This is a genomic window from Pseudoalteromonas sp. 78C3 (assembly GCF_002836695.1).
Classification (GTDB): Bacteria; Pseudomonadota; Gammaproteobacteria; order Enterobacterales; family Alteromonadaceae; genus Pseudoalteromonas; species Pseudoalteromonas arctica.
On the sequence record NZ_PJAV01000119.1, the window covers coordinates 1 to 18,045 of the forward strand.

Annotated in this window: 16 protein-coding genes and 2 pseudogenes; 2 read left to right on the forward strand and 16 right to left on the reverse strand. The window is 38.6% G+C overall.

The window, feature by feature from the left end; all coding sequences use genetic code 11:
* The first annotated feature begins 101 nt into the window (after positions 1 to 101).
* Positions 102 to 2,948 (forward strand): TonB-dependent receptor domain-containing protein, encoded by a 2,847-nt coding sequence (locus CXF76_RS04615; protein WP_101163147.1) that lies wholly within the window; start codon positions 102 to 104, stop codon positions 2,946 to 2,948.
* 60 nt (positions 2,949 to 3,008) lie between these two features.
* On the opposite strand, the gene CXF76_RS04620 is transcribed toward CXF76_RS04615, so the two are convergent.
* The 10 genes and pseudogenes from CXF76_RS04620 to CXF76_RS04660 form a co-directional block, all read right to left on the reverse strand.
* A complete protein-coding gene (locus tag CXF76_RS04620) occupies positions 3,009 to 4,787 on the reverse strand; it encodes a sugar phosphorylase (protein WP_101163148.1) in 1,779 nt (592 codons plus the stop codon).
* A 55-nt stretch (positions 4,788 to 4,842) separates the two neighbouring features.
* Entirely contained in the window at positions 4,843 to 6,063 is a 1,221-nt protein-coding gene (locus CXF76_RS04625) for a glycosyl transferase (RefSeq protein ID WP_002958673.1), read from the reverse strand.
* Positions 6,056 to 7,801, reverse strand: a complete 1,746-nt coding sequence (locus CXF76_RS04630; protein WP_101163149.1) for an HAD-IIB family hydrolase — start codon at positions 7,799 to 7,801, stop codon at positions 6,056 to 6,058. The genes CXF76_RS04625 and CXF76_RS04630 overlap by 8 nt, the downstream gene beginning before the upstream one ends.
* A 145-nt stretch (positions 7,802 to 7,946) precedes the next feature.
* Positions 7,947 to 9,185 (reverse strand): uracil-xanthine permease family protein, encoded by a 1,239-nt coding sequence (locus CXF76_RS04635; RefSeq protein WP_101163150.1) that lies wholly within the window; start codon positions 9,183 to 9,185, stop codon positions 7,947 to 7,949.
* 9 nt (positions 9,186 to 9,194) lie between these two features.
* Positions 9,195 to 9,824, reverse strand: coding sequence for a uracil phosphoribosyltransferase (gene upp, locus CXF76_RS04640; RefSeq protein ID WP_007580883.1), 630 nt, complete (start codon positions 9,822 to 9,824; stop codon positions 9,195 to 9,197).
* Positions 9,825 to 9,970: 146 nt separating this feature from the next.
* Positions 9,971 to 10,927 (reverse strand): phosphotransferase, encoded by a 957-nt coding sequence (locus CXF76_RS04645; protein WP_101163158.1) that lies wholly within the window; start codon positions 10,925 to 10,927, stop codon positions 9,971 to 9,973.
* Positions 10,928 to 11,593: 666 nt separating this feature from the next.
* Positions 11,594 to 12,199, reverse strand: coding sequence for a DUF998 domain-containing protein (locus tag CXF76_RS04650; RefSeq protein WP_024591784.1), 606 nt, complete (start codon positions 12,197 to 12,199; stop codon positions 11,594 to 11,596).
* A 122-nt stretch (positions 12,200 to 12,321) separates the two neighbouring features.
* Positions 12,322 to 12,672, reverse strand: coding sequence for a hypothetical protein (locus CXF76_RS20695; RefSeq protein ID WP_165783608.1), 351 nt, complete (start codon positions 12,670 to 12,672; stop codon positions 12,322 to 12,324).
* 115 nt (positions 12,673 to 12,787) lie between these two features.
* Positions 12,788 to 13,231, reverse strand: a pseudogene (locus CXF76_RS04655) (DUF3885 domain-containing protein); the annotation flags it as partial.
* Between the two features lie 220 nt (positions 13,232 to 13,451).
* Complete coding sequence (locus CXF76_RS04660; RefSeq protein WP_101163151.1) at positions 13,452 to 14,426, reverse strand: transposase; 975 nt, start codon at positions 14,424 to 14,426, stop codon at positions 13,452 to 13,454.
* Between the two features lie 97 nt (positions 14,427 to 14,523).
* Between CXF76_RS04660 and CXF76_RS20785 the strand changes: the two are divergent.
* Positions 14,524 to 14,667: pseudogene (locus CXF76_RS20785) on the forward strand (IS110 family transposase); the annotation flags it as partial.
* A gap of 28 nt (positions 14,668 to 14,695) precedes the next feature.
* On the opposite strand, the gene CXF76_RS04670 reads toward CXF76_RS20785, so the two are convergent.
* From CXF76_RS04670 to CXF76_RS04695, 6 genes are all read right to left on the reverse strand, one after another.
* On the reverse strand, positions 14,696 to 15,079 hold the full coding sequence (locus tag CXF76_RS04670; protein WP_101163152.1) for a hypothetical protein: 384 nt from the start codon (positions 15,077 to 15,079) through the stop codon (positions 14,696 to 14,698).
* Between the two features lie 157 nt (positions 15,080 to 15,236).
* Positions 15,237 to 15,650, reverse strand: a complete 414-nt coding sequence (locus CXF76_RS04675) for a helix-turn-helix domain-containing protein (protein ID WP_101163153.1) — start codon at positions 15,648 to 15,650, stop codon at positions 15,237 to 15,239.
* A 208-nt stretch (positions 15,651 to 15,858) separates the two neighbouring features.
* Positions 15,859 to 16,410, reverse strand: coding sequence for a hypothetical protein (locus CXF76_RS04680; RefSeq protein WP_101163154.1), 552 nt, complete (start codon positions 16,408 to 16,410; stop codon positions 15,859 to 15,861).
* A 102-nt stretch (positions 16,411 to 16,512) separates the two neighbouring features.
* Positions 16,513 to 16,887 (reverse strand): hypothetical protein, encoded by a 375-nt coding sequence (locus CXF76_RS04685; RefSeq protein WP_101163155.1) that lies wholly within the window; start codon positions 16,885 to 16,887, stop codon positions 16,513 to 16,515.
* Positions 16,888 to 17,001: 114 nt separating this feature from the next.
* Positions 17,002 to 17,442, reverse strand: coding sequence for a hypothetical protein (locus CXF76_RS04690; protein ID WP_198551847.1), 441 nt, complete (start codon positions 17,440 to 17,442; stop codon positions 17,002 to 17,004).
* 204 nt (positions 17,443 to 17,646) lie between these two features.
* The coding region (locus tag CXF76_RS04695) for a hypothetical protein (protein WP_157823339.1) at positions 17,647 to 18,045 on the reverse strand (399 nt) is incomplete at its 5' end.

Genomic DNA, 18,045 nt, shown 5'->3' on the forward strand with positions numbered 1-18,045 from the left:
CGCCCTCATAAAAAAAGTTATAGGGCTTTATCCAAATACAAACTGTATTTGGATAAAACTACATTGTATTTAATTACTATAAAATGTTCTCTGGGAATCAAATGAAACGTCATAATTTACTTTCTACTAGCATTAAATGTGCATTAATGACTGCTGCTGCAACAGCAAGTAATTCTGTGCTTGCACAAGATGAGCAAGCAACAAAAATTGAACGTGTTGAAGTAACGGGTTCACGTATTTTACGTGAAGGTGCGATTGCGCCTGCACCGGTTACAGTTATCAGTGGCGAGCAGCTAATGAACACTGGCGCAGTAAACATTGGTGAAGCGCTAAATAACTTACCTGCACTTGGCAATACATATTCTATGGCTAACTCAGGCCGTTTTATTGGTACTGCGGGTTTAAATATTCTTGATTTACGTAACATGGGTACAGATCGTACTTTGGTACTTGTAAATGGCAAGCGTCATGTATCAAGCTCTGCAGGTTCTCAATCTGTAGATACCAACACTATTCCAAGTGTATGGGTTGAACGTGTAGAGATAATTACTGGTGGTGCATCTGCTGTATACGGTGCTGATGCGGTAACAGGTGTTGTTAACTTTATATTAAAAGACAACATTGAAGGCATGGACTTTAGCGTTACACGTGGTTTTGCCGATTTAAGCAGCTACAACAACGAAAAAGCGACGTTCTCATACGGCTCTAACTTTGATAACGATCGTGGTAATGCAGCTTTTGCTATTGAGTACTCAGGCCAGGATTCATTAAACGCGCTTGATCACCCTTGGACTAGCACCTCGTTTGCGAGTTTACGCAGAGAGGTTCTACCTGGTGAAGATACAAATAGCTTAGACTTTCCTGATAAAATTTTAACGCCAAATGCAGGTTATTACGCTATTAATAACGCGGGTGTTTACGCACTCGAAGATTCAACTAAGTTTATCAATAGCTTTAACCCTGACAGCAGCGCCCGTGATTTATACATAGGTAATAATGTAGATTTGTATTCATGTGCAGAATGTGACTTTTTCAACTTAGGTCAATTTGAAGAAATTCAACCTGAGTTTGAGCGTTACAACGTAAACTTTAAAGTTAACTACGATGTTACCGACGACTTAAACGTTTACTTTGATGCTAAATATGTAAACAGCCAAGGCGAAAGCATAGGTCAACCTGCATTTTTCTTCTTTGACGATGAAAACAGCATCAAAATCGACAACCCATACCTAGACCCAGCCATTAAAGCACGTATGGAAGAACAAGGTGTTGATTCGATCATGGTTAACCGCATGATGACCGACCTTGGCCGCCGCATTGAAAACAATACGCGTGAAACAACGCGCTTTGTTACCGGCTTAAAAGGCACTGTATTTGAAGATTGGGAATTAGATACCTCAATAGTATACGGCCAAACTGATCTAGAGCGTGAAAACGGCGCTAACATGATTGTAGCAAATTACTTTAATGCACTTGATGCCGTTGAAGATACAAATGGTAACGTAGTATGTCGTAGTGCTGCAGCCCAAGCTGATGGCTGTGTTCCTGTAAATATTATGGGGTTTGGTTCGCCATCTCAACAAGCCATTGATTACATTAATACGGTATCTGTTGGCACATCAACTATTAAGCAAACAGTTATTTCTGGCTCACTTGCTAATGGCGCTATTTTTGAATTACCAGCGGGCTATGTAGGTGTTGCATTTGGTGCTGAGTACCGTAAAGAAGAAAGCGAAACTAAAGAGCCTGATAACGCTGAAGGTACTTTCTTTAACGCACTGGGCGAAGATAAGGGCTCGTTTAATGTTCGCGAAGTATTCTTTGAAGCGTCTATGCCAATTTTAACTGACTTACCGCTGATTCAAGACTTAGTGTTTGATACAGCAGTACGTCATGCTGATTACAGCACTATTGGTGATGCTACAAGCTGGAAACTTGGCCTTGATTGGACTGTAAATGATGAGCTACGTGTACGTGTAACTCAATCTGCAGCACTTCGTGCACCTAACATTAGTGAAGTATTTGGTGCAGCAAGCCAAACTTTCTACAATGTAGACGACCCGTGTCGCGCCGACAACCTTGGTGATTTATCAAACGGAGCAACCCGCACTGCAAACTGTGCCGCGTTAGGTGTAGCGAGTGATTTCAACTCAGGTTACGATTCAGCGTCATTAGATGGTTTAACAAGCGGCAACCGTGATGTAAAAGGTGAAGAGTCAACAAGTACAACTGTAGGTATTGTTTACCAACCAGAGTTTTTAGAAAATGCGCTACTTACTATTGATTACTGGGAAATTGAACTTGAAGATGCAATTGACACAATTAACGCGCAAGACATTCTTGATCGCTGTGTAGATAGCGCAACAGGTATAAACAATCAGTACTGTAACTTAATTACACGTAATGCTAATGGTGAAATTACTTTAATTCAAAACTCAGTACTAAACGTTGCCGGTCAAAAGGCATCAGGGGTAGATTTTGAACTAGGTTACGACTTTGACGCGCTTGAAGGTAGCTTTAAAACACGCTTAATTGGTACTTACTTAATTGAACGTAAAGATTATCCGTTCCAAGATGACCCTAGTAACTACATTGAATACGCAGGCACGGCAGGTGAAGCTAAATGGCAAACTAACCTATCTGTAAGCTATGTTATGGATAACTTTTTCTCAACAGTTGAAACACGCTTTTTGAGTGAAGTAGAGCTATACACAAATTTTGAACTTGATAGCAACCCTAACCCAAGTAATCAAATGTCTTACGGTAAATACTTTATTACTGATATGACTGTAGGTTACAACTTTAATAGCGGTTTAGGCGTTAAAGTAGGTGTTGATAACGTATTTAACCGTAAGCTTCCGTACGGTACTCGTGGTACAGGTGAAAACAGCGCAAGTTATGACAACATTGGCCGCTTTGGCTACATTAACTTAAGCTACAGCTTATAATTAATAAAATAATTTATTAGTTAAAACAAAGGCTCGCAGTGCGAGCCTTTTTAATAGGTCTTATTTAATATTACTCAGCCACACGCTTTGGTATGGTTCTAGCTCTATCGTTAATTGGCTTTCTTCAATCGTTTTATCTGCCACCAAATCAAACCACTTTTGGGTGTTAATTAAGTTTAAGTCGGCCAATGTGAGCGTTTGTGGTTTATCGCTAATGTTATAAACACAAAATATACTTTGGCGCCTGTCAATGCTTTGTCTCCAAAAACCAAACAATCCACCTGCTAAATGCAGCGTAAACTGTGTAGCATTGGGGTGAAAGGCACTCTGCTTTTTGCGTACTGCCAATAAACTTTTTATGCCGTTAAACACTTTATGATGATGACTGTACTTTTCACCAATTGCCGCGAGTAGCTTTGATTCTTGCCAACGATGGCGGTTAATAGCGCGGTTATGCTGTGAATTTTCAAATCGGTCGTAATCGTTAGTTGTACCCAACAAACTATGAATATAAAGCCCTGGGATACCTTCAAGCGCAAACATAATTGCGTGAGCACACATAAATCGCTCAAGGCCAAACTTATCGGGGCCATTGTGCGTACCTTGCATTGCATCAAATAAAGCAATATTTAGCTCGTACGGTGTATGTGTGCCATCGCTACTGGTACGCATAGATACACGACCACCAAACTGCATGGTTGTACTTACTAGTGAGGCCACTTCGCTGGGTTGTAGTAAACCTTCAATTGGTCTGAGCCCTATTCCATCGTGCGAGGCTATAAAGTTAAAGTATGCCGTCCCATTTTGCGCAGGCGGCATGCTCATCATCCAATGCTTTATTGCAGTACTATCACCACTAAGTAATGTATGAAGCAACAATGGCGGCAATGCAAAGTTATAAATACTGTGCGCTTCGTTAGCGTTACCAAAGTACGATAGGTTTTCTTGGTTTGGAATATTGGTTTCGGTAATTATAACTACGCTGGGCTCTGCGTGCTCAATAAGTGTTCGCATTAGCCTTACTGCTTCATGTGTTTGCGGCAAGTTAATGCAACTTGTATTAAGCTGTTTCCACAAAAATGCAACCGCATCAAGCCTAAACAAACGCACGCCATTGTCTAAATAATGCCTAATTATTCCCACAAACTCTTTAAGTACATCAGGATTGCCAAAGTCAAAATCAACCTGATCGTGACTAAACGTACACCACACATGTTTTTCGCCGCTTGGCGTAGTTACAGTATTTAATAACGATGAGGTTCGCGGGCGTACAACTTGGCTTAAATCATCCGTTAAGCTCGCCGTTTTGAAGTAGTCTTTACCCGGGTGTAAATCATTTAAAAAGTTCTCAAACCATACACTTCTGCTTGAGCAATGGTTAATAACTAAATCTGCCATTAGCTTTACGTCTTTAGCGATATTTTGAATATCTCCCCAATCACCTAACGACTCATTCACTTGCACGTAGTTCATTACGGCAAAGCCTTCATCTGAGCTGTACGGGTAAAATGGCAATATATGCAGCGCATTTAACTGCATATCACATTGCTCTTTTATAAACCTGTGTAGTGTTTTAAGCGGTGCCTCCATTGGGCTCGATACGGCAAATTCACTATCATCGTGTTTAATAATAGAATCGCCATAAGCAATCAATACTATATCTTGTTCATCCCATCTGTTTGTATGGGGGGTCGGGTCGCGCAGTGCATTGCTACCTAATATAATTTTAATGAGTTGCTGAGCTAGCTCAGTAACCGATAAAGGCAGCTCAACCCCCTCATAAATAATATGAAGATGTTGCTCTACTCGTTGTAAAAATAATTCGCTAACTGTGCTCACATGCGCCCCTAATATTTATTGTTTAGACTTATAGGCTAGTTAACCTGCACGCAGGTTAACTATATTCTTCGTTATCTAGCTCTACGGCTTCTTTTAAGCGCTCAAGTACGTCTGGCATTGCTGATACAACACGGTTCCAACTTGGCACAAATGGCGCTTCCATTGGGTTTTCTAAAAAGTGTTGCCCTGCTTCCATAATATTTTGTGCAAACATTTCTACTGCTTTTTCTTCTTGGTGTACATCAAGCGTTAACCCGTTCATAAGCGCATCGTTGTGATAGGTTTCAATAAAATCTAGCCCGATACGGTAGTAAGTCGCTTTTAATGAACGAATTGTTTCGCTGGTAAAAGTAACACCTTGTGTTGCCAGCTTTCTAAACAATGCCTTAGTAATATCAATCGACATTTTAGACAAGCCTGCGCTTTGGTCATCAAGTGAAAGTTCTTGGTGCTTATGATCGTAATTATCTGCAATATCTACTTGGCATAAGCGGTTATGGGAGTAATTACGATACATTTCACTCAGTACGCCTATTTCAAGGCCCCAGTCACTTGGAATGCGAATATCGTTTAAAACATCGCGTCTAAACGAAAACTCACCTGCAAGTGGGTACCTAAAAGAGTCCATATATTCAAGGTAGTCGGTATTGCCTAAAATTGTTTTAAAGGAGCGAAGCAAAGGCGTTACTAATAAGCGCGATACACGGCCATTAATTTTGCCATTCGCAGTACGCGGGTAAAACCCTTTACAAAATTCATAGTTAAAACGCGGATGCGCAACGGGGTAAATTAAGCGAGCAAGTAAGCTTCTGTCGTAGGTTAAAATATCGCAATCATGCAGCGCGATAGATTCCACTTCCGCTGTTGCTAATTTATAGCCCATGCAGTACCACACGTTACGGCCTTTACCCAGCTCACGCGGTGCAACGCCGAGCTCTTGTAATTCTTTATCAAGTGCTTGTAAGCGTGGGCCGTCGTTCCATAATACTTTATGGTTTTGGTTTAGCTCTTTAAAAAAACCAAGTGCATGGCGGTACTGTGCTTCGTCGGCTCTATCTAAACCTATGGTAATTTGCGATAAATACGGTACTTCGCGTAATTCGCTAACTATATTTTGCAGTGCAGGGCCTTCAAGTTCACTAAATAACGAAGGAAGTATTAATCCCATTGGGCGCTGCTTGCTAAAAGTAAGTAGCTCTTTTTCTAGATCTTCTATTGGTCTGTCGGCAATATTATGTAATGTTGTAATAATGCCATTTTGATAAAAATCAGCCATGAGATGTTTGCTCCTCAGAAATACTTAAAATACTGCTAATGCACGGCAACGATGTTATTTCTTCAATCCAGCCCAGCGGTGCTGGCGATTGAGAGTATCGTGCTTTATTGTGCGACAATTTAACCGGCTTTTTACTCGCCGGATTGGCGATAATAATGGCGATATTTGCATGCTCTAACATTTGCTTATCGTTATCGCTATCACCCAATGCAATGACCGTGAGAGGCTTTCTGAAATGATGGGTAAACTGTTTAACTAACCACTGCTGTGCAGCGCTTTTATCGGTATTTTTGGCAATATGAATGAAGCGCCCACCAATTTTTATATCGTAGCCGAGTGCTTCAACATCGTTTACAAAAGCTGTGAGTAATTCGTCATTGCCATACCAATAAAGAGGGTCTGAATAATCGCGGGTTTGTGCGCGTCTTGCTTGCGCATCATCGAGACCTGTAAGTTCTGATATTTGCTCACTCGATAAGTCACTAAACAATTTGTAATGTGCTTTATAATCTGCCTTTAAAGTATTTAAGTCCTTTAATAAACTCGATAGCGGCTTTGCCATTGCGTAGCACCAATACGCGCCTATTTTTTTGCAACCTATAGGCTTAAGTTCAAAATAATCTTCTGGAATAAATACCGCAGCACCGTTTTCTACAATAAAAGGCTGCTGAATGTTTAAATCGTTTTTAAGCTCTATAACTTCGCAAAAAGTTTTGCTGGTATTAAACACCACAGGAATATGTGCATTTTGCAGCTGCTGTAATAACTCACTGATATTATTTGTATTGTAATCGGCGTGATCGAGTAATGTGCCGTCCAAATCTGTAAAAATAATAGGTTGAAGGGTGTCATCACTCGTTAGGTGCATACCGCTAATATCGCGGTTGCTATCAAGTTCAATTAAAGCGTTTGCTTTAGCGCTCAGTGTGTTTAAGTTCTCACGCGTAATGCGCTCAAAATGAGAAATAAAATACACCAATTGCTCGTTAGTCATGGTGCCTGAGCCTTCACCTTTTTTGGCTATTAGCTTTTGTTCTTGCTCTTGTCGCCATGTAAAAACATCACTAAAACTCGGTGCTTTTAGCATAACTGTATAATCAATTAGGTTAAAAACGGCTTTATATTCGTTTGCCAAACAGCTATTTACACAGCGGCGCCAAACGCCTTCTTTATCAAATTGTTGCTCTAACTCGTTAAGCGGCTCACTCAATGAAAACAGCGGTTGTGGCTCACTGCCTACGCACCACCCTTCTAAAATAACAATATCAACTGGCTTTTCGTTTGCTAGCCAATCACTTGCTGGCACGCAGTCGTCTTCGTGTTTATTAAAACGTGGAAGCGGTACATTTACCTCTCCTGCCAGTAAGTTAGTTATTGTGCTATTCATTAAAGCTACGTCGTGAGTACCCGGTACTCCGCGAGTAGTAAAAAGAGGATGTACGTCTTTGGCAAGTTCACTACGTGCTTGTTTTGCTAAATAAAAGTCATCAATAGACAATGCAACACTGTTAAGTGGTGTGTTTTTAGAAAACCAGGTAACTAAAAAATCAGCGAGTGTTGTTTTTCCTGAGCCTTGACATCCATTTATGGCAACAAAAATAGGAGTATTTGTTTTTTTAGATTCGAGGATGTCATGCGCGAGTGGAACAAAATATTGCTCACTCAAATATTGATACTTTAAAGGCAGTTGGTGTTTTGCTAAAAACGGGGTTATATCCACAATATTGGCCTCTGACATAGTAACTCCTTTGCATACAATGCGTTCTGGAAGTTAAATGCAGATACTAGACCATTATTATTTTTGTATATTTATTAACAAGTTAAAAAAATAGCGCATTAAAAATGCGCTATTATGGTGCAATCTATTTAGCTAATGTGCAAAATTAAACTTTTTCAGGTTCTGCTTTTGGTAATACTAAGTTAAGTACTATTCCTAAAATAGCGCAGAGGCTTACGCCCTCTAAACTAAATTGGCTACCACCAATATGCATACCACCAATACCGCACACCAAAATAAGCGCAACAATACTTAAGTTACGCGGCGCGGTTAAATCATCGCCCGACTTAACCAGTGTATTTAAACCCACTACAGCAATAGAGCCAAAGAGTAGGATCATAATTCCGCCCATTACAGGTACAGGTATAGTCTGTAAGCCAGATCCCATTTTAGCAACAAAGGCTAAAATAATGGCGATAATGGCTGTCCACATCATTACTTTAGGATTGAAGTTTTTAGTAAGCATAACTGCTCCCGTTACCTCTGAGTAAGTTGTGTTAGGCGGGCCGCCAAATAATGATGCCGCAGAAGTCGCAAGGCCGTCACCAAACAAAGTACGGTGAAGCCCAGGCTTTTTCAAAAAGTCTTTATTGGTTACTTGGCTAATAGCCATCATATCGCCAATATGCTCAATTGCAGGTGCTATTGCTACAGGTACCATAAACAAAATAGCCTGCCATTTAAACTCAGGCCAAGTAAAGTTTGGTACAGCAAACCACTGTGCGTTAGTCACTGCGTCAAATTGCACAACGCCCATACCAAGCGATAAACAATAACCCGCTACAACCCCTGCCAGAATAGGTATAAGCTTAAATACGCCTTTTCCCCATACTGCAAAAATAAGCGTAACCACTAACGAGAACAACGAAATATAAATAGCGCTGGTGTAATCAATAATTTGAATACTGCCGTCGCCACTTTTACCCATCGCCATATTTACAGCAACAGGTGCAAGCGCTAAACCAATAACCATAATTACTGGGCCTACAACCACAGGTGGTAAAATTTTATGAAGCGTTGCAACGCCTTTAAATTTCACTAATAAACTTAAAAGCATATAAGCAAAACCCGCCACCATTAAGCCGCCCATAGTGGCCGGCACGCCCCACATTTGCACAGCGGCAATAATAGGTGCAATAAAGGCAAACGATGAAGCTAAAAATATAGGCACTTGGCCTTTAGTCACTACTTGAAACAGCAAGGTACCAATGCCTGCGGTAAAAAGCGCAACATTAGGATCCAAGCCCGTTAAAAGCGGCACTAATACCAGCGCACCAAATGCTACAAACAGCATTTGCGCGCCCGTTAAAATAGTTTTTATTGAAAAGGTGTCATTATTTTGCACTTAAGACTCCTAAACAGTACCGAATATTTTGTCGCCCGCATCGCCTAAACCAGGGATAATATAGCCCTTTTCGTTTAAGTGGCTATCCACTGAGGCTGTAAATATTTCTACATCTGGATGTGCTGTAAGTGTTCTTTCCACACCTTCTGGTGCTGCAACTAGTACAATTACTTTGATTTCTTTACAGCCTGCTTTTTTAAGCATATCGATTGTGGCAATCATTGAGCCACCCGTTGCAAGCATAGGGTCAATAACTAAGCTTAAGCGCTCATCAATATTACCTACTAGCTTTTCAAAATATGGTACTGGCTCTAGTGTTTCTTCGTTACGTTCAAGACCAACAACACTCACTTTAGCGGCTGGTAATAACTGCATAACACCATCCATCATGCCAAGACCAGCACGCAAAATAGGCACTACGGTAATTTTTTTACCTTTAATATGCTCTACTTTTAATTTATTGCCATCCCAGCCTGTAATTTCGTTATCTTCTAACTGTAGGTTTTTAGTTGCTTCGTAAGTTAATAAGGTTCCAACTTCAGAACATAATTCACGAAAGCTTTTAGTACTAATACCATGCGCTCGCATTAGGCCTAGTTTATGTTGAACAAGAGGGTGAGAAATAACGTGAATTGCCATGATATAAACCTACTGATACAAGAATTTGCAGTATTTTATATTAAAAAAGGTCATTTGACCTGTAGTTTTAAAGAGATTTTCATACATCGTGCCAAAATGCATTGTTTTGCTTGATATTTATGCAAGAGATTAGCAAAACCTGTTTATTAAATGTTACTCGCTAACCAGCTGTTTACTTGCTGTTGCATATAACTATTTATTTTTTGGTGCTCGGGGCTCCAGCCAGCTAAAAATCGATAAAAGTCAGCCCATGCAGCAGGCCATAAAGCGAGCCAATTGTCAGCTATTTTACCTGCTGGTGCTGTAGGATGATAAGTTGTCATAGCAGCCTTTAAATTATCAAAGTAATACGCAAGATACTCATCAGCGCACTCATGTAATTGTGCATCACTTAAGCAACTGGTCATAAAATACATTACATCAATTATCCCAGAACCTGCACCTATATACTGAAAATCATAACCGAGTATTTCATCGCGCTCATTTGCTGCAAAGTTAGCAAGTTTTGCATCGCCATGAATCAGCGTTTTATACGCACAACTTTGTAGCTGCTCATCTATTTTATGTGCAGCATTTTTAATATCGGACTTTTTATCAAGGTTATCTTTTAGTTTATTAAACTCATCTGGGCGCGTGCTTAAATGCCAGTAGTTGCCTTGCTGCCATAACCCTTCAGCGGGTTTACTTAAGTTAAACGCATGAAAGTGTGCAAGCCACTTTACTATAGCTTTAACATGTTGTGGCCCTGCTTGAGCAAACCCATGTTTGGTGAAGTTTTTAAACACCAGCGCGTATTCATCGTCTTTATTAATTGCACCTATACATTCAATACTTTGCGCATGTACTGGTAAATGTTGGCTATAAAGCTTATAAAATGTGTATTCAACACTATACGAGTGCTGCTTTCTTTTAAGTGCAAATTCGCTTTGTTTAATTTTAGGATGGTGTATATAACTGGGTATTTTAATAGCTTTAATAACGCAGGCTTTATCATCAAGCTGGCACTGCACAATACTGCCACATCCACTCCAAAGTGATGTAAGCGTATCGCCAACTTCAATGTGCTTAAAGTGAGGTTGTAATAAAGGAATGTAAAATGCCATAGCTATATTAAGTAAGTAAGTTTTTTGTAGTTTAACATTAGTGGGCATTTTTAATAAAACTAAGGCATAAAAAAGCCCCACTTGGTTTTATACAAGTTTGTATGTAAATAGTGGCCAAAATCACTATGCCACTACACACTAAGAGGCAAATGATAGTTGGCTATAATAGAGAGCGAAGCGAACAAAGCCAACTGTTATTTGTCCTGCTTGAGTGGCTTGTTATGTGTAATCTACTTCGCTTACGCCAATATAAAATAAAATAAGGAAACACTGCAACAGGCCCTGCCATAATTAATGACCAACCCCATAATACTGCTTTTGAACTTGTTTTTATTTCTAAAGAAGTCAGAAAGCATCCAAGCCCAAAAGATAAAAAAGGAAGGAAGGCATACTGAGATTAAAATTATTTCCAATATATTGAGTTCAATTGATGAAGCTTGCTCTCCGTAAATTATATTCTGTAGAAACATATAAGAAACTAGCAAAAAAGAATTAAATGCTAATCAATGCACAAACATCGATGAATTTACTTTAAGCAAATTGACTCCAAAATATCATTTACACATAACGCCGCAATAAGCGGAAAATTATAGTTGGCTAAAATGTTTGAGGAACGAAAAACAGCCAACTGTAAATTTTCCGTTTGATTGCCTTGTTAGTTTACAATTACACCAACACTAATGAAAAGACACTTAGCCAAATTAGCTGAAAGCCATATGAAATACGTTGATGAATGCCAGGATTACTTTGATTTTTTACGGCTTTAGCCATAGCGAATAGATAATAAACCGCAGCGATAACAGAAATAACTGAAAAAATACGGAAATATAGAGGGATAATTTCTGTTGTTGGACTTATAGCTACTAATATTGGTGCTACAACTAGCGAAAGTAACATGATAAAACCAGCCCAAGAATGTACCTTACAATTAAAAGTTGGATTCTTAGTAAATGGATCTGCGTCCATAGGGAAATACCCAGCTACCCATGTACCAATGCCATGAGCTATGACCAACCAACCCGCAATATTCACTAAGATTGAAACGCTTGAAAGCTGCGCCAAATACCAACCGAAAAAGCAAAAGAGAAAGCCTAAAGGGTAATTATTAATTAAGGGTGACAATTTTTCTGTTGGGCTACCTGTTGCACCTAACTCACTACAAAATTGTTTAGAATGGCTGTAACCAGCATAAAATCTACTTGCTACGTAAACACCAATGAAGATCCAGATTGTTGCAATTAACCCTGAATAGATCGCAATACTTTCAAACACTACCAAAATCCTTTTTGTAAACTAACGCCCTAATAATGGGCAAAAAATTGTTGGCTAAAATGTTGAGGAACGAAAACAGCCAACTGTTTTTTGTCCTTATTTATTAGCTTGTTAAGTTGCATTTACACACCGTAAGCTAACATAACAGCCATTGCAAGAGGCATTAAAAGTAAAACAATAAACATAACAACCTCCAGCCACTCTTTAGCTAGAGTTACAGAATACCAAAACGAATTTATTGAGGTACTTGAGTCGAGCTTTCCGAAGTATTGCAGGAAGCCGGCAATGAAGAATGCCTCTGCCCCTAATATTGCAGCTAACATAGCGGCAAATGATAGGTATGGAGTTTGCTGGCTCATATTGCCCAATATAAAGAAGAGAACAATAAGAACAACAGTTGAAATAATAAATGATTTTTTCAACTGAGCATATTTCACAGCTAACTCATTAAATCCTTTTGGGGAGAATATCACCCGAACTCCTTTTGCAATTTAACGCCTCACTAAGAGGCAAATAATAGTTGGTTAAAATAAGCGACGAAGGAGCAAAAACCAACTGTTATTTGTCCTTTTAAGTGACTTGTTATATTCACGAAAACACTTTATCAATATGTTCTCGGTCATAGTCAAGAATCAACATATTATGACTTTTATACAAACCATTTAACGATTCTTTGTTATTCGAAACTATATCCATACCGCGATCATCATAAAGATTTAATACAAGCTGCTTTGTTCTATTTATGAGGTAACACTCACCATTAAACTGAGGCTGTAAGCTAGGAAAATCGGTATTAATTGCAGCTTTAAATAGTTGAACAGTATCTAATTCAGAAGCCGTAATACCTGAAATGGTAACTCGTTTCCAACATTCACATTTGTAATCTAAATCTTCTGAATAGATATCTCTGTGATCGGATAAATCAATATTGGCATTAGCAAGTGATTTGACTTGTTTGAATATAAAACTACGTTTCTTTATTTTCCGACGACCATCAGAAAAAATTTGATACACGATCTCAATGTTATCACTTGGATCGAATACACCTTGAACAGTAAACTAGACATCCACTCTAATATAACAAACAAAACTGTGCCACTAAATTCGCCATTCAGATTCTGAATTAATCTTTTTTTGCTGAGTGACTTTTATTTTATCCATTAAATAAGTCATTAACCCTATTAAACCTAAATTACACGCATAGAAATGGCTGCATGATGCAGTTATGATTTATTACTGAATAGTTTAAGTTTTATGCCAGTAGCTTTTCGCAGTTACTGATATTCGCTCGCCGCTTTCGGTTTAAGTTTTCACAATAACCTTCTTGTGACGCTGGCCTGCCCACTGCGCCATGAAATACGCGCGTAAATTGGGTTGTAAGCTTTAACCAGTTTTCTGGAGATATATTCACCCTTTCTAGTAAAGGCAAGTGTGTAATCTCAATATACCCTCGCTTATCTTCTCGTATACAACGTCCTGTTAATTCAACAAGTTCAAGGTACGATTTAAGCTCGAACGGGAGTCCTTTTGGCATAATTTGACGTGGCATGCCTGCAAAGCGCAGTAGTTGTTTTGGTTGCTTGCCTTCTTTTGCATACGTTAAACGCTGTTTGATGCTGGTATGCTCTAACTCCTCTGGGGTGTTAGCCATTTTAGCTCTAATAGGGTTTAAATCTACATAGGCCATGCAGGCCGCAAGTGCTGCTTCATCTAATAATGCTTGAGACGTAAAGCGCCCCTCCCAAAAGCGGCCTGTGCAGTTATCTTCTTTATTTGCTCTGCGTGCAATGTCTTCATTTAATAGCCGCATAAACCAACTGATACTTGATAAGCGCTCTCGGTATTGTTTAACCGTTTGATTGAAAAAGATGAGTTCAACTTTACTTAGCTTTTCACCTTGTACATATTTTTGCGTTAGCAATGTGCCTTTACAGAGTTTATGCCAGCGAATAACAATCGCTTTATCACTAAGCCTATTTGCTTTAATATCATCAACATACAGTACTAAGTGAGTGTGGTTACTCATTACAGCGTAAGCACATACATCAATACAAAACACCCTGGCTAATTCAAGCAGCTTATCTTCAACCCACCCTCGTCGATGCTCGTAAGATTGACCAGTAAAACGGTCTTCCCCACATAAAAATGCACGTCGAACGCAACGCGAAATACAGTGGTAGTATTTTGTATCAACCAAACTTACTTGACGCTTTCTTGCGATAGCCATATGACACCCTGCTTGTTTTTTACACTAAATAAAGGCTAGCCTCTAAATTCGAAAAGTGCAAAATTTAGGATGGGTGTCTTGTTAAAAATTTTTCTTGTTAAAAATTTTGGCATTTAAGTGGATACGAATCCTATTTAGGTGCTGGAAAACACATACGCCCTACGATGAATCAACTTACTTAACTGCATTGAAAAGTAAGGGATCACCGCTGTTAAAATTTGCGGTGGAAAGTGAGCTTTAGCGCTTGCTGTCCACCTCAGGGCGTGTTGTTAGCTGCGCTTTTCGTCTAGTTTGGAAACTGCTTCTTTTAAATGAGCAATTTCAATATTTTTACCTTTATAAGAGCTTAAAGCTTTGTTGAAATATGCTTTTGCCTTAGATTGGCTACCTGTCTGTTCGTGTAACAAACCTATTCTTAAATAAGTAAATGACAAATTATTTGGCCCAAGTTTGGAGCTAGACCTATCTGACTCTAGGATTCTTGCTAGGGCTTGAAGTGCGTAAAGCCCACTTTCAGGTGAGCCTTTTAAGTATTGAGTGAGAGCTAATTCAATTTCTTTTTTAAGAAAATCAGAAGAGATTTCGTTAGCAAAAGAAACTGTTGAAACAAGAGAGCCTAATGTAAATAGACTTAATTTGATCATTTTATTCATTTTAATATCCTTATAGATTGAAATATGCCGCAATAAACTGTGCAGCTAACTTTTCAATAACGGGCGCAGGCACGTGGGGCATAATGGCGAAGCCGCCCCGCGTGTATGCGTCCCAGCGAAGGCAGTGAGTGAGTTTATTGAGTTGTTATATCGCTACTCACCAATATTTCTTCGTATCAATATAATGCTTCATGTTAGAAAAGATGTAAGCTAGAAGAAAAAATGCCGGCGTCACAATTACGTCGGGTTTTATGAACCAAGTTAATAGGCCCATGAGCACCGTTATAATTTCTAACATAATAATTTGCTTTCTTGCTTTTACTCCCCAAAACGAAAACCTGACCCATATTGGCTCTTTGTTCCATTCTTTAGATGTTTTGTCTATCACGATAATTTCCTCTTGAAGTTTAGAAATGTCAATTTCAAACACAGAGGCAAGGGCTTTAAGAGATTCTATGCTGGCCTTGTTTCCACTTTCTATTCGTTGGATAGTTCTAGTACTCAAGCCGCTTAACGTGGCAAGTTGTTCTTGTGACCAGTTTCGTTTTTCTCTAAGACGTTTGACTATCATTTGGGCTCCTTACCAATGTGAGAGGAAACTATCCATGTTTTAATCGATTGTCGGTTACGAAATTCACACGACAGTGGGGCGACAGACGATGTTTACAGCGATATAACGCCAGCTTAAGCGGACTAAAATAGTGGGTTAAAATGTGTAGCGAAGCGAAACCTAACCCACTGTTTTAGTTCCGTTTAAAGCTCTTGTTATGTGCTAATTCTTAGATGCTATTTCCTAGTGACACGCCTCGCCATATCTTATCTTTTAATTCAGGCCCAGATGGGCCAAGATTTGATATGTCATGAGCGATTTGAAATCGCTTTCCATTCGCAGAAATAACTTCAACACTCACAATTGTATATTTATTCAACTCACCATCATATTCTGGCGGTAAATCATAATTTACGTCATGCGATACCATAAAAGCCTTTATTTCGCCTGGTTTTATTACGAATGGATCAATGATATCTGAAGGAATAACTAGATAAGACGTATCGTGTTTCAAATGACCTAATGGCGACTGACCATTTAACAATTCAATATCTTTAACAAACAACTCTTGGTTGCCCGTATTGCTTAGAGTATAACTAAGTTGTCGCTTTGTTATTTTACCTAAGCAATCAAAAAGCCTGCTATTAAGACAAAGGATCGCTTTAGAGCTTTTACGAATGTGCGATAAATACAAAACTGTCGATGAAATAGTTAGTGCCAATATAGATATAGCAATTGTTATAATATCTTTCACTACTAAAGGGGCTACATGAGGTTCCATAGCTTAAATTAACTCCTAGTTGATAGCACATAACACCAAATTAAGCGGCATTGGCCGCTCTTGCTAATGTCCGCTTGAATTTTCTTGTTAGGTACACTTTTGTTAGTGGTAAACCCTACAACTTTCTTTATTGGAGCCTTCATCGTAATCCCAGCTAATAATGACATTTGTGTCAGGATTCACAATATAAAAAATTTTACATTTGCCAACCCATTCTTCACTTGGTGCAGTAGATAATACTTCACTATAAAACCAGTGCTGTAGAATTTGCCCTTCGTTGTTTTTGGATATGTGAGTAAAACCATCTCCTGATATTACATAGTCGGCTCTAATTAACTCACCAGCATCGCCAAATCGAGTTGGATCTAGAAAAGGAGCTTTACCACCAATTAGCTCATTTGTATACTCTTCCCAAGGCTTATTACCTGTAGTACAACCAGATATAACCAAAATAGTAAAAAGGACAATAAATCTCATTTGAACACCTGTGTATCTAACGCCTCATTAAGAGGCTAAAAATAGTTGGTTAAAATTAGCGAGGCACGAGCAAAAACCAACTGTTTTTTGTCCTGCTTTAATGACTTGTTATAACTACTTTTCGTCTTCATCATAAATTATTGATGCTAGCGCTGGACGAACTACAGCAAGAATTAAAATAATAATAACCAATGCTCCCATAACCAACTTAACTAATTTAAAGAACCAAGGTCTTTGCCATATTTTTCCTGTTTCCTCATCCACCTTTTTTTGTTTGATGAATTCATCGTAAGCTTTATTCAGATCTGTGTGCGTAGTAATTTCAGGGTATTCAATGACAATACCAACTTTAGCAAGTGAAACACGAGCTAGCTCTGATTGACCTTGGTTGACGTAAAGCATATGGTTTTTAACATCGGCGTAGTAATAAATACGTTCTTGGTCTAATACGTCCGCGATTTTAACAGAGTCAACCAAACGCATGTCTTGAATTAGTGGTCTATAAATAGGGCTATCTTCATTTGCCCATTTAACAATAAAAATAGCAATAAGCATGGATACCGCTAAAACCAATAATAGCTTGTGCTCTTTTGTGATTAATTTACTAATTTTATCTCTCCATGATATCGATAATACTGCCAAACTTGCGAGTAGTTATAACGCCCTGTTAACAGGCAATAAAATAGTTGGTTAAAATAAGCGACGAAGGAGCAAAAACCAACTGTTTTTTGTCCTTGTTTAACAGCTTGTTAGGCATATTTACAACCCATCTAGCTCTATCGTATAACCCAATAAATTTACCAAAAAACTAAGTATTATTGGAAAAAGCATAATGATGATAAACGACAAACCAATTTGATACTTTTTATTGCTCATATTTGATGTGGCAAGGCTAAATAATACAGTTAAAACAAGCCACTGAAAGATATTTAATATATTTGCTATAAAAGGAGAAAATACTAGATTGCTTTTATAAGCCTCTCGTATCACTAAACTATCATATGGCAAACTTAATTGAGGCCAAAAAAACATATAATTACTAACGAGCCGAGGAATAAAACTATTAGTGTAAACAGCTAAAACAGGCAGGAAAAATAAGCTTAAAAAGCAAACTATAAAAATAACTCCAGCAGTAATATATTTGCGATCCATCGATAT

What these genes read in the sequence shown, in the direction of transcription:
- CXF76_RS04615 (WP_101163147.1), top strand. Translation starts at nt 102, where the DNA reads ATGAAACGTCATAATTTACTTTCTACTAGCATTAAATGTGCATTAATG.
- CXF76_RS04625 (WP_002958673.1), bottom strand. Translation starts at nt 6,063, where the DNA reads ATGGCTGATTTTTATCAAAATGGCATTATTACAACATTACATAATATT.
- CXF76_RS04630 (WP_101163149.1), bottom strand. Translation starts at nt 7,801, where the DNA reads ATGTCAGAGGCCAATATTGTGGATATAACCCCGTTTTTAGCAAAACAC.
- upp (WP_007580883.1), bottom strand. Translation starts at nt 9,824, where the DNA reads ATGGCAATTCACGTTATTTCTCACCCTCTTGTTCAACATAAACTAGGC.
- CXF76_RS04645 (WP_101163158.1), bottom strand. Translation starts at nt 10,927, where the DNA reads ATGGCATTTTACATTCCTTTATTACAACCTCACTTTAAGCACATTGAA.
- CXF76_RS04660 (WP_101163151.1), bottom strand. Translation starts at nt 14,426, where the DNA reads ATGGCTATCGCAAGAAAGCGTCAAGTAAGTTTGGTTGATACAAAATAC.
- CXF76_RS04670 (WP_101163152.1), bottom strand. Translation starts at nt 15,079, where the DNA reads ATGAATAAAATGATCAAATTAAGTCTATTTACATTAGGCTCTCTTGTT.
- CXF76_RS04675 (WP_101163153.1), bottom strand. Translation starts at nt 15,650, where the DNA reads ATGATAGTCAAACGTCTTAGAGAAAAACGAAACTGGTCACAAGAACAA.
- CXF76_RS04680 (WP_101163154.1), bottom strand. Translation starts at nt 16,410, where the DNA reads ATGGAACCTCATGTAGCCCCTTTAGTAGTGAAAGATATTATAACAATT.
- CXF76_RS04685 (WP_101163155.1), bottom strand. Translation starts at nt 16,887, where the DNA reads ATGAGATTTATTGTCCTTTTTACTATTTTGGTTATATCTGGTTGTACT.
- CXF76_RS04690 (WP_198551847.1), bottom strand. Translation starts at nt 17,442, where the DNA reads ATGCTTATTGCTATTTTTATTGTTAAATGGGCAAATGAAGATAGCCCT.